The organism is Streptomyces sp. CCM_MD2014 (assembly GCF_000772045.1).
GTDB classification, from domain to species: domain Bacteria; phylum Actinomycetota; class Actinomycetes; order Streptomycetales; family Streptomycetaceae; genus Streptomyces; species Streptomyces salinarius.
The window spans coordinates 5,893,320-5,905,512 of the sequence record NZ_CP009754.1 but is presented as its reverse complement, the minus strand read 5'-3'; the positions used below and the strand labels follow the sequence as shown (position 1 = coordinate 5,905,512).

Annotated in this window: 8 protein-coding genes and 1 pseudogene; 1 reads left to right on the top strand and 8 read right to left on the bottom strand. The window is 71.9% G+C overall.

Going from position 1 to position 12,193, the window contains the following annotated elements:
• Positions 1-120: 120 nt before the first annotated feature.
• From hemW to lepA, 4 genes are all read right to left on the bottom strand, one after another.
• Positions 121-1,353 (bottom strand): radical SAM family heme chaperone HemW, encoded by a 1,233-nt coding sequence (hemW, locus tag NI25_RS26360; protein ID WP_061444815.1) that lies wholly within the window; start codon positions 1,351-1,353, stop codon positions 121-123.
• Positions 1,354-1,398: 45 nt separating this feature from the next.
• Positions 1,399-3,567, bottom strand: a complete 2,169-nt coding sequence (locus tag NI25_RS26355) for an ATP-binding SpoIIE family protein phosphatase (protein WP_061444814.1) — start codon at positions 3,565-3,567, stop codon at positions 1,399-1,401.
• Between the two features lie 190 nt (positions 3,568-3,757).
• Positions 3,758-5,635, bottom strand: coding sequence for an AMP-dependent synthetase/ligase (locus NI25_RS26350; protein ID WP_061444813.1), 1,878 nt, complete (start codon positions 5,633-5,635; stop codon positions 3,758-3,760).
• A gap of 310 nt (positions 5,636-5,945) precedes the next feature.
• The gene (gene lepA, locus NI25_RS26345; RefSeq protein WP_061444812.1) at positions 5,946-7,814 is read right to left on the bottom strand and encodes a translation elongation factor 4; all 1,869 of its coding nucleotides are present in this window, start codon (positions 7,812-7,814) and stop codon (positions 5,946-5,948) included.
• Positions 7,815-8,051: 237 nt separating this feature from the next.
• Between lepA and rpsT the strand changes: the two genes are divergently transcribed.
• Positions 8,052-8,318 carry a 30S ribosomal protein S20 gene (gene rpsT, locus NI25_RS26340; protein ID WP_031038253.1) on the top strand — a complete coding sequence of 89 codons (267 nt, stop codon included), beginning with the start codon at positions 8,052-8,054 and terminating at the stop codon, positions 8,316-8,318.
• Between the two features lie 234 nt (positions 8,319-8,552).
• Here rpsT and holA read toward each other — a convergent pair whose 3' ends face one another.
• From holA to NI25_RS40650, 4 genes and pseudogenes are all read right to left on the bottom strand, one after another.
• Positions 8,553-9,542, bottom strand: coding sequence for a DNA polymerase III subunit delta (gene holA, locus NI25_RS26335; RefSeq protein WP_186777361.1), 990 nt, complete (start codon positions 9,540-9,542; stop codon positions 8,553-8,555).
• 69 nt (positions 9,543-9,611) lie between these two features.
• Positions 9,612-9,857 carry a hypothetical protein gene (locus NI25_RS26330; RefSeq protein WP_061447107.1) on the bottom strand — a complete coding sequence of 82 codons (246 nt, stop codon included), beginning with the start codon at positions 9,855-9,857 and terminating at the stop codon, positions 9,612-9,614.
• 49 nt (positions 9,858-9,906) lie between these two features.
• A complete protein-coding gene (locus tag NI25_RS26325; protein WP_078884742.1) occupies positions 9,907-10,788 on the bottom strand; it encodes a YceI family protein in 882 nt (293 codons plus the stop codon).
• A gap of 652 nt (positions 10,789-11,440) precedes the next feature.
• A pseudogene (locus NI25_RS40650) lies at positions 11,441-12,013 on the bottom strand (N-acetylmuramoyl-L-alanine amidase); the annotation flags it as partial.
• Positions 12,014-12,193: the final 180 nt, after the last annotated feature.

The following is a 12,193-nucleotide window of genomic DNA, read 5'->3' as shown; positions in this document are numbered from 1 at the left end:
GCTGAATCACCAGCCCGTCCGGCGTTTGAGGACGAGGCCGTTCAGGCCGAAGCGGGGTCTGGGGCGCAGCCCCCAGAGGTCGGGAACGGGAAGGGGCGGTGGGGGCGAGGAGACCCCCCGTCAGTCCACCAGGTCCCGCACCACCGCGTCCGCCAGCAGCCGCCCGCGCAGCGTCAGCACCGCGCTCCCCGCCTCGTACGGCCCCTTCTCCAGCAACCCCTCCGACAGCGCCCGTCCCGCCGCCGCCAGTCCCGCCTCCCGCAGCAGCGCCAGCGGGACGCCCTCCCGCAGCCGCAGCTCCAGCAGGATGCGCTCCACGCGCCGGTCCTCGTCCGAGAGGACCTCGCGCCCCGCGCCCGGCGACTTCCCCGCCGCCAGAGCGCCCGCGTACGCCCCCGGATGCTTCACGTTCCACCACCGCACGCCCCCCACGTGGGAGTGCGCGCCCGGTCCCGCGCCCCACCAGTCGGCGCCCCGCCAGTACAGCTCGTTGTGCAGGCAGCGCCCGGCCTCGGAGGTGGCCCAGTTCGACACCTCGTACCAGTCGAAGCCCGCCGCCGCCAGAGTCTCCTCGGCGATCAGGTACCGGTCGGCGTGCACGTCGTCGTCGGTCATGGGGACCTCGCCGCGCCGGATGCGCCGGGCCAGCTGGGTGCCCTCCTCGACGATCAGGGCGTACGCCGAGACGTGGTCGGGTCCGGCGCCGAGCGCGGCGTCCAGGGAGGCGCGCCAGTCGTCGTCGGACTCCCCCGGGGTGCCGTAGATCAGGTCGAGGTTGACGTGGTCGAAGCCGGCCGCGCGGGCCTCGGCGACGCAGGCCTCGGGGCGGCCCGGGGTGTGGGTGCGGTCCAGGATCTTCAGGACGTGCTGCCTGGCGCTCTGCATGCCGAAGGAGATGCGGTTGAAGCCGCCCTCGCGGAGGGTGGCGAGGTACGCCGGGCCGACCGACTCCGGGTTGGCCTCCGTGGTGATCTCCGCGTCCGGCGCCAGGCCGAACTCGTCGCGGATCGCGCCCAGCATCCGCACCAGGTCCCCGGCGGCCAGCAGGGTGGGCGTACCGCCGCCGACGAAGACCGTACGGACCTCGCGGGGGTCGTCGCCGAGCACCTTGCGGGCCAGGCGGACCTCGTCGACGAGCGTGTCGGCGTAGTTGTCGCGGGAGGCCAGGACGCCGCCGGTGCCGCGCAGCTCGGTCGCGGTGTAGGTGTTGAAGTCGCAGTAGCCGCAGCGGGTGGCGCAGTACGGCACGTGCAGGTAGAAGCCGAGGGGGCGGTCGGCGGCCCCGGCGAGCGCGGACGCGGGCAGGGCGCCGTCGGCGGGGACGGGTTCGCCGTCGGGGAGTGCGGAGGGCATGCGTTCCATTGTCCCGCACCCGGCCGGACACCCCCGCCCGGCCGCTCACTCGGCCTGGAGCACCAGCAGGGCCAGGTCGTCCTCCGGGGGCCGGGGCCCGAACTCGTGCACCAGCCGCCTGATGCGCTCGGCGACCAGCTCGGCGTCCAGGCCCGTGCAGCCGGCCAGCGCCTGGGCCAGCCCGTCGCCGTCGTCGAACTGGCGGGAGCCGCTGCGCCGCTCCGTGACCCCGTCCGTGACGCACAGCAGGGTGTCGCCGGAGCGCAGCTCGAAGCTCTCGCTGACGTACGTGGCGTCTTCGACGACGCCGAGCAGGGTCTGCGGGCACGCGACCGCCCTCACCGTGCCGTCGGGTCCGAGGAGCAGCGGCAGCGGGTGTCCGGCGGAGGCGAGGGTGCAGCGGACGCCGCCCTCGAAGGGGACCAGCTCGCCGTAGAGGAGGGAGAGGAAGCGGGTCTGCGGTCCGTCGCCCGGGGCAACCGGTGGGCCTCCGGCGGCGACCAGTGCGCGGGCGGCGGCGTCGGCGGCCTCGGTGGCGTCGTCGAGGAGGAGCTGGTTGAGGCGGTCGAGGACGTCGGGGACCCCGTACTGCTCGCGGGCCAGCAGCCGCAGCCAGGGGCGGGCGAGCCCGATGACGACGGCGGCCTCGGGGCCCTTGCCCTGGACGTCGCCCACGGCGAAGCACCAGCGGCCGTCGCCGGCCGGGAAGAGGTCGTAGAAGTCGCCGCTGGGGCCGCCCTTGTCGCGCGGTTCGTAGACGAGGGCGCTGCGCACGCCGGGGATCTCGGCGACGGCGCCGGGCAGCAGGCCGCGCTGGAGCACGGCGCTGATGGTGGCCTGCCGGGCGTACTGGCGGGCGGCACCGATGGCGAGTGCCACCCGGCGGCTGAGGTCCTCGACCAGGCCGGTGATCTCGTCGGGGAAGCCGGGAGAGGCCAGGTGGCCGCCGGTGTCGGGGGCGTCCTGAGCATCCGGGGCTCCCGGGGCGCCCGGGGCCTGGTCCGGAGGGTCGGCCCGGCCGATGACCAGGGTGCCCAGGGGGCGGCCGCCTGCGACCAGTCGGTAGGCGAGCGCGGTGCCGTTCGTGCCGAGCGCCTCGGCGGGCCAGGGGTGGCCGACGGGACCGGAGCGCCACGGGTCGCGCGGGCGGGGCGGCTCCTTCTCCAGGGCCGCGCGCAGCTCGTCGAGGTGGCCCTCGCCCGCGTGCCACACGCGGGCCAGCCGGGCGCCGACGGCCGTCCCGGAATCGTCGCTCCAGGCGCCCCGGCCCAGGGTCTCGTCCTCCAGCCACACCCCGCACCAGTCGGCGAGCCGGGGCACGATGAGCTGGCCGGTGAGGGAGGCGACGAGGTCCTCGTCGAGCTGTCCGGCCAGGAGGTCGGAGGCCTCGGCGAGGAAGGACAGCGCGCCGCGGCCCAGCCACTCCCGGTCGCGGGTGCGGCGCCGGCCGGGCCTCGCGGGCCCACCGGACGCGCCGTGCGGGCCGTCGGGGCCCTTCGGGTCCGTCGCGACCGTGGACGGCGTTGCGTGAGCGCCCCCGGCGTACGCCCCGGCCCGCACCGCGCCCCCGGACGGCCCGACGCCCTCGCCACCCGACCCACCGGCCGCGGCCTCGGCGAGGTCGGCGCCGGCCATCGTCCCGGCACCCTCCGCGGGCTGGGCGCCGCCGGCCGGCAGCCGCGCCCACACCGTCTTGGAGTCCGGGCGGTAGGTGATGCCCCAGGCCTCCGCGAGCGCGGCGACGAGCCGCAGGCCCCGTCCGTACTCGGCGGGGTCGTGCGGTGCCTCGTGGTCGCCGCCTCCCCCCGGGGCCCGGGAGGGGTGCCGGTCCGCGACCTCGACGACGAGCGTGCCCGTCTCCTCCACCCGGAGGCCCACCTCGACGTCGGTACCGGCGTGCACGACGGCGTTGGTGACCAGCTCGCTGACGACGACCAGGGCGTCGGCGGTGAGGTGCTCGGTCAGGTGCTCCGTGCCGGGCAGCCCGAGCGCGGACCAGTCGGCGAGCGCGGCGCGCGCCATCGCGCGGGCGGCGCCCGGCGCCAGGGAGCTGCCCAGCAGGGTCACGCGCGCCCGCGCGCACTCCTCGAAGCGCTCGCCGACGCCCTCGCCCGAGGAGGCCTCGCCGGCCCCCTCGGCGGATGCCTCAGCGGCGCGCACGGCCGCCGCGCGGGCGCGGGGGGCGGTCTCCCGCTGCCTCGGAATGGCCGACATGGACGTCTCCCCGGGCAGTTCGTGCGAATTCCTCACACTCGATGCCGACAGAGTGACAGACCGGCCCCGCCCATAAGCACGGAGTTACCGAAGTGCGCCTCGATGAGTGAGAACCGTGCTAGGCGAACGTTCGAGACCGGCCGGAATCCGAACGGAAACCGGCCGTCCTCGAACACCCGCGGCTTCGGTCCTACGCCTCGCGCGAGCCCTCGTACATCTCCTCGATCAGGTTCTTGTACTCCCGCTCCACCACCGGACGCTTCAGCTTGAGGCTCGGTGTGATCTCGCCGTGCTCGACGTCGAGGTCGCGGGGCAGCAGGCGGAACTTCTTGATGGTCTGCCAGCGCTGCAGGCCCTCGTTGAGCTGCTTGACGTAGCCGTCGACCATCTCGACGGTCGCGGGCGCCGCGACGATCTCCGCGTACGGCTTGCCCTCCAGGCCGTTCTCCTTGGCCCACTCCGTGATCGCGATCTCGTCGAGGGCGATGAGCGCCGTGCAGAAGTTCCGGTCGGCGCCGTGCACCAGGATGTTGGAGACGTAGGGGCAGACCGCCTTGAACTGGCCCTCGACCTCGGCGGGCGCGATGTACTTGCCGCCGGAGGTCTTGATGAGGTCCTTCTTGCGGTCGGTGATGCGCAGGTAGCCGTCGGGCGAGAGCTCGCCGATGTCGCCGGTGTGGAACCAGCCGTCCGCCTCCAGGACCTCGGCGGTCTTCTCCGGAAGCTTGTGGTAGCCCTCCATGATGCCGGGGCCGCGCAGCAGGATCTCGCCGTCGTCCGCGATGCGCACCTCGGTGCCGGGCAGCGGCTTGCCGACCGTGCCGGTGCGGTAGGCCTCGCCGGGGTTGACGAAGGAGGCCGCGGAGGACTCGGTGAGGCCGTAGCCCTCCAGGATGTGGATGCCGGCGCCGGCGAAGAAGTAGCCGATCTCGGGCGCGAGGGCGGCCGAGCCCGAGACGCAGGCGCGCAGGCGACCGCCGAAGGCCTCGCGGATCTTGGCGTAGACGAGTTTGTCGGCGACGGCGTGCTTGGCGCGCAGACCGGCGGGGGCGCTCGCGGTGCCGGTGCGCTTGAAGTTGTCCTGGGTGACCTTGGCGTACTCGCGGGCGACCCCGGCGGCCCACTGGAAGATCTTGTACTTGGCCCCGCCGCCCGCGCGGGCCTTGGCCGCGACGCCGTTGTAGACCTTCTCGAAGATGCGGGGCACGGCCGCCATGTAGGTCGGCTGGACGACGGGCAGGTTCTCGATGATCTTGTCGACCCGGCCGTCGACGGCGGTGACGTGACCGGCCTCGATCTGGCCGGAGGTCAGCACCTTGCCGAAGACGTGCGCGAGCGGCAGCCACAGGTACTGGATGTCGTCCTTGGTGACCAGGCCGGTCGCCGCGATCGCCTTCGCCATGTACGACCAGTTGTCGTGCGGGAGGCGGACGCCCTTGGGCCGGCCCGTGGTGCCGGAGGTGTAGATGAGGGTGGCGAGCTGGTCCTTGGTGAGTGCGCCGACCCGCTCCTTGATCAGCTGCGGCTCCGTCTCCAGGCGGGCCGCGCCCCGGCGCTCCAGCTCGTCGAGGGTGAGGATCCAGTCCTCGGAGGTGTCGGCACCGGCCGCGTCGACCACGACGACGTGGGTGAGGTCGGGCAGCTCCGCCTTCTTCTCCTGCGCCTTGGCGAGCTGCGCGGCGTCCTCCGCGATCAGCACCCGGCTCTCGGAGTCGGAGAGGATGTACGCCGATTCGTCGGCGTTGGTCTGCGGGTAGACGGTGGTCGTCGCCGCGCCCGCGCACATGATGCCGAGGTCGGCGAGGATCCACTCCAGGCGGGTGGAGGAGGCCAGCGCCACGCGCTGCTCGGGCCGCACGCCCAGTTCGATCAGGCCGGCCGCGATCGCGTACACCCGCTCGGCGGCCTGCCCCCAGGTCAGCGACTTCCAGTCGTCGGGGCCCTCGCCCGAGGCCGGCGCCACCGGGTAGCGGTACGCCTCGGCGTCCGGCGTGGCGGCCACCCGCTCCAGGAAGAGTCCCGCCACGGAGGGCGGACGGTTCTCGATCAGTGTCTGTGTATCGCTCACGACATCCTCCGGGCCCGCGACGGTGCGGCTGGCTCGTTGCGGCTGGCTCAGGTGTGGCTGGTTCACTCTCGGGCGGTTGTTCGGGCCGTGGTTCAAGCGGCGCGTCGGACTGTTGCCCGATCACTTGTTTAACTCACGAGTAACTAAGGGGCAGGCATCAGAGTAGAGGGCGACCGGCCCCCGCGTAAGAGTCCGCGCCCTGTCACTTCCTACAGATGCGCGCCCGTGACATGCGAAGGGACCCGCCGCACTTTCGTACGACGGGCCCCTCGGTGTCCGTTCTGTCCGGACCCGACGCGCGGTGCGGCGGTTACTTCTTGCCCTTGCCCGACCCCGCGCTGTCGTCGCTGGACAGGACCGCGATGAAGGCCTCCTGCGGAACCTCCACGGAACCCACCATCTTCATCCGCTTCTTGCCTTCCTTCTGCTTCTCCAGCAGCTTCCGCTTGCGGGAGATGTCACCGCCGTAGCACTTGGCGAGGACGTCCTTGCGGATGGCGCGGATGGTCTCGCGGGCGATCACCCGGGAGCCGATGGCGGCCTGGACCGGCACCTCGAAGGCCTGCCGCGGGATCAGCTCCTTGAGCTTGGCGACGAGCCGCACGCCGTACGCGTACGCCTGGTCCTTGTGGGTGATCGCGGAGAAGGCGTCCACCTTGTCGCCGTGCAGCAGGATGTCGACCTTGACCAGGCTGGAGGTCTGCTCGCCGGTGGGCTCGTAGTCCAGCGACGCGTACCCGCGGGTCTTGGACTTCAGCTGGTCGAAGAAGTCGAAGACGATCTCCGCGAGGGGGAGGGTGTAGCGGATCTCCACCCGGTCCTCGGAGAGGTAGTCCATGCCGAGCAGGGTGCCGCGCCGGGTCTGGCACAGCTCCATGATCGCGCCGATGAACTCGGTCGGCGCCAGGATCGTGGCGCGCACGACCGGCTCGTAGACCTCGTTGATCTTGCCCTCGGGGAACTCGCTCGGGTTGGTGACGGTGTGCTCGGTGCCGTCCTCCATGATCACGCGGTAGATCACGTTGGGCGCGGTGGCGATGAGGTCGAGGTTGAACTCGCGCTCCAGCCGCTCGCGGATCACGTCGAGGTGGAGCAGGCCGAGGAAACCGACGCGGAAGCCGAAGCCGAGGGCGGCGGAGGTCTCCGGCTCGTAGACCAGGGCGGCGTCGTTGAGCTGGAGCTTGTCCAGGGCCTCGCGCAGCAGCGGGTAGTCCGAGCCGTCCAGGGGGTACAGGCCGGAGAAGACCATGGGCCTGGGGTCCTTGTAGCCGCCGAGTGCCTCCTCGGCACCCTTGTGCTGGCTGGTGACGGTGTCGCCGACCTTGGACTGGCGGACGTCCTTCACGCCGGTGATCAGGTAACCCACCTCGCCGACGCCGAGGCCGTCGGCGGAGAGCATCTCGGGCGAGTTGGTGCCGATCTCCAGCAGCTCGTGGGTGGCGCCGGTGGACATCATCCGGATGCGCTCACGCTTGTTGAGCTGGCCGTCGATGACACGGACGTAGGTCACGACACCGCGGTAGGAGTCGTAGACGGAGTCGAAGATCATCGCGCGGGCGGGGGCGTCCTTGACGCCGACCGGCGCCGGGATGTCGGCGACGACCTTGTCCAGCAGCGCGTCGACGCCGAGGCCGGTCTTGGCGGAGACCTTGAGCACGTCGTCGGGGTCGCAGCCGACCAGGTTGGCCAGTTCCTCGGCGAACTTCTCGGGCTGCGCGGCCGGCAGGTCGATCTTGTTCAGCACGGGGATGATCGTGAGGTCGTTCTCCATCGCCAGGTAGAGGTTGGCGAGGGTCTGGGCCTCGATGCCCTGGGCGGCGTCGACGAGGAGGATGGTGCCCTCGCACGCGGCCAGCGAGCGCGACACCTCGTAGGTGAAGTCGACGTGCCCCGGGGTGTCGATCATGTTGAGGATGTGCGTGGTGCCCTCGTCGTGGGACGGGGCCCACGGCAACCGCACCGCCTGGGACTTGATCGTGATGCCGCGCTCGCGCTCGATGTCCATGCGGTCGAGGTACTGGGCGCGCATCTGCCGCTGCTCGACCACACCGGTGAGCTGGAGCATCCGGTCGGCGAGCGTGGACTTGCCGTGGTCGATGTGCGCGATGATGCAGAAGTTGCGGATCAGCGCCGGGTCGGTACGGCTCGGCTCGGGCACATGGCTGGGGATCGCGGGCACGCAGGGTCCTGATTCTTGAGGCGTCCGCAGTGTCTGCGGTCTCGGGTCTCGGGTCGGATCGATACGTAGCCTCCATGGTCCCACGGGTGGGGACCCGGGATGGGTTTGGGACCCTCGACGACCCGCTGGTAGTGTGGGGGGCTGTGTCTCTTGCCCTCTCAGCGTGAGGCACTCCTTCAAGAAATCACCGGCACGGGACCCTCGCGGCCTCGTGCCTGAACCTGCAAAGGCTCATTCGTGGCGAACATCAAGTCCCAGATCAAGCGGAACAAGACCAACGAGAAGGCCCGGCTGCGCAACAAGTCGGTCAAGTCCTCTCTGAAGACCGCGATCCGCAAGGCCCGCGAGGCCGCCGCCGCGGGTGACGTGGAGAAGGCCACCGAGTACCAGCGCGTCGCTTCGCGCGAGCTCGACAAGGCCGTCTCCAAGGGCGTCATCCACAAGAACCAGGCCGCCAACAAGAAGTCGGCGCTGGCGCAGAAGGTCGGCGCGCTCAAGGGCTGAACCCCTTAGCTGGATTCATCTGGTCTGATCGCCGGAGGGACCCAGAGCGGGCCCTCTCTCATCCGCTCCCGTCCGGCACCAAGGATCCATGCGCGGCCTGCGTTCGCCACGCGGGCATGGATCCGCGAGCTTGATCCGAAGGCCCCGGTGGCCGTCCTTCCCCAGGACGGACGCCGGGGCCTTCGGCGTGTTCCGGGTGCGGCGTCGCGGGCGCGGCGCCGGGCGCGGTGGGGCCTACGACCGTCCCCGTGAACGCGCCGCCCGCGCGATGGTCACCACGGCCTTCTCCAGGGCGTACTCGGGATCGTCGCTGCCGCCCTTCACGCCCGCGTCCGCCTCGGCCACCGCGCGCAGGGCCACGGAGACGGCGTCCGGGGTCCAGCCGCGCATCTGCTGCCGGACGCGGTCGACCTTCCAGGGCGGCATCCCCAGCTCGCGGGCGAGGTCGGCGGGGCGTCCGCCGCGTGCGGAGGACAGCTTTCCGATCGCCCGCACGCCCTGGGCCAGGGCACTGGTGATCAGCACCGGCGCCACTCCGGTCGCCAGCGACCAGCGCAGTGCCTCCAGCGCCTCCGCGGCCCGTCCCTCGACCGCCCGGTCGGCGACCGTGAAGCTGGAGGCCTCCGCCCGTCCGGTGTAGTACCGCCCGACGACCGCCTCGTCGATGGTCCCCTCGATGTCGGCGGTCAGCTGGGACACCGCCGAGGCCAGCTCCCTGAGGTCGCTGCCGATCGCGTCGACCAGGGCCTGGCACGCCTCGGGCGTGGCCGACCGCCCGGCCGTACGGAACTCCGAGCGCACGAAGGCCAGCCGGTCGGCGGGCTTGGTCATCTTCGCGCACGCCACCTCGCGGGCGCCCGCCTTGCGGCCGGCGTCGAGCACCCCCTTGCCCTTGGCGCCGCCCGCGTGCAGCAGGACGAGGGTGATCTCCTCGACGGGGGCGGCGAGGTACGCCTTGACGTCCTTGACGGTGTCGGCGGACAGGTCCTGCGCATTGCGTACGACCACGACTTTGCGCTCGGCGAAGAGCGAGGGGCTGGTGAGCTCGGCGAGGGTGCCGGGCTGCAGCTGGTCGGGGGTGAGGTCGCGTACGTCCGTGTCGGCGTCGGCGGCCTTGGCGGCGGCCACCACTTCCTGCACGGCACGGTCGAGCAGGAGGTCCTCCTGGCCCACGGCAAGGGTCACCGGGGCGAGAGGGTCGTCGTTCGCAGTCTTCCTGGCCATCGCGACAAGCATCGCACGCACCACTGACAGCGCCGTACGACGCTGCCCGGCGCGCGCTCCGGAGGGGTCCTACGGCTCCTCGCGCCAGCCCTCCCACTCCCCCGCGAACGCGTCCAGCTCGCCGGGGTCCAGCGCCTCCCGCTCGTCCCGCAGGACGACGAGCCACTGGGCGTCCTCGGCGTCGTCCTCACCGGCCAGGGCGTCCCGGAGGATCCGGGGCTCCTCGTCGATGCCGAACCGCTCCCCGAGCGCCTGGGCCGCTTCCTCCGCGGCGTCGCGGTCGGGCAGTACCAGTACATGTCTCACGTCGCTCACGGGAGCCATTGTCGGTCAGCCCTCGGGGACGGTCGGCCCTCGGGGGCCCTCAGGCCTTGGGCACGATCTGCACGTCGAGGTCGATGCGGATGCTGGGGCCGACCACGGCGATGCCGCGGGCCAGCATCGTCTGCCAGCTCACCGTGAAGTCGTCGCGGTGCAGCTCGGTGGTGGCGCGGCAGGCGGCGCGCGTCTCGCCCTCCATGCCGTTGCCGAGACCCAGGTACTCCGTGTCCAGCGTGACGGTGCGCGTCACACCGTGCAGGGACAGCGCACCGGTGACGGCCCAGCGGTTGCCGCCGCGGTGGGTGAACCGGTCGCTGTAGAACTCCAGGGTCGGAAACCGCTCGACGTCCAGGAAGTCGGCCGACCGCAGGTGGTCGTCGCGCATCTTCACGTTGGTGTCGATGGACGCCGCGTCGATCACGACGTGCATCGCCGACTGCTCCATGTCGTCGGCGATCCGCACCGCGCCCGCGAAGGAGTTGAACCGGCCGTGGATCCGGGCCAGCCCGATGTGCCGCGCGGTGAACGCGATCGAGGAGTGCGCCGGCTCGATCTCCCAGTCGCCCGCCGCGGGCAGCTCGGGCGGCTGGGCCACCTGGAGCGTCACGTCGCCCAGCGAGGCCAGCGTGTCCTCGACGACCGTCGCGGAGGCGCGGTACGGGGTGTAGCCCTCGGCGGACACGGCCAGCCGGTACTCCCCCGCGGGCACCGTCGCCACGAACGACCCGAAGGGGTCCGTACCCCCGCCGACCACCTTGCGCCCCATGGTGTCGCTGACCGTGAACTCCGCGTGCGGCACCGGGGCGTTGACGGGGTCGAGGACGCGGCAGCTCAGCACTCCCGCGTCCGGCGGGGTGCGCACCGCCGCCAGGGGACCCGTCCGTTGCATCCGCTTCGTTCGGCTTCCCAGCAAGCGGCCGATCATTGGCGACACCCTCTGCACGACATCGAATAACTAGTTGACGGAGAAACATTCGATCACCGATGTGGCTTTCGAGGCAACACGGGACCACATCACGGGAAACCGTCACATGTGCTGGGAGTGGACGGGAGTGGCCCCGTGTGCGCCGGTTTCCCCGCACCGGTGGGGATTTCTCACCGCGGGGACACGGGTCGTGCCGACGGCCGGCCGAGCCGGGTCCGTGTCACCTCTCCCAGTACAGGCCGCGGACCTTCACGCTCGTGACGGTGATCGGGGCCTCGTCGCCGGAGTCGGGCGGATAGTAGACGAACTCGAAGCGCAGTCGCTCGCTGGGGACGATCGAGCCGCTGTTGCCGAAGTCCGGGAAGCTGCCGCCGTCGGTGCCCACGCGCTCGACGATCGGACCGGTCCACCGGGTTCCGTCCGGGCGCAGATGGTAGAAGCGTCCCTGGAGGGTGGAGCCGGCGGGCACGACCGCCCGGAGGTAGGCCGTGGCCTGGTAGTGCGTCACGCCGGTCAGCAGGTCCGCCCCGTCCACGGTGAGCGTCGTCCACTTCCGGGGCGTGATCTCCTGGTCGTCGCTCTCGGACCGGCTGATCGCTCGCGGCATGTCGTCCTCCTCGGAGTCGCCGGGCGTCCAGCCGGCGGGGTGGTTGAGACGTTCCTCGACCCGGGCGCGCATCGACGCCATGGTGAATCCGCGCGGGTCGATCTTCCCGGGCTGCCACTCCAGGTGGCCGATGACGGACCGTTCGTTCCAGCCGTGGTGGCGGCACACGGCCGCGGCGGCGCGCTCGATCGCGTCCAGTTGCGCGGCGGGCCACGGGTCCTTGCCGTCGCCGAGGTTCTCGCACTCGAAGCCGTAGAAGTGGCGGTTGCCGTCGGTGTTGGCCTCGTTGTCCCGGGGCAGCGGCTGCTCCGCGACGACGGCGCGCAGGACGTCGTCGTCGCCCAGGCCCGCGTGGTTGGCGCGACCGTAGCCGACCAGGTGCACGCGGCCGTCCTTGGTGATGACGCCGTGGCACAGCGGACCGGGCAGGCTCGCGTAACCCTTGCGGCAGATCTCCACGGTGGCGGCGCTGCCCCGGGTCACGGTGTGGTGGATCATCACACCGTTGACGGGACCCCACGGGCCCTTGTGGTTGCGGTTGTGGCTCCGCCAGTCGCCCACTTCGACGACGGTGAGGCCTTCCGCCTTCAGTGCCTTGAGGAAGCTGCCCGCGGTCATGGGATTCGCCATCAGCCACGCTCCGACGACGGCCGGGCGACCTGCCGGTCGTCCTCGCCGGGCCGGTGCACAACGGGGTGCCCCGGTGTGGGGGTTTGGGGCATGGGTTTCTCCTTCTGCAGGTCGGTCGGGCCTCCGTCGACGAGCCCGTCTCGTGGTGAAGTGGGCGCCGGTCACACG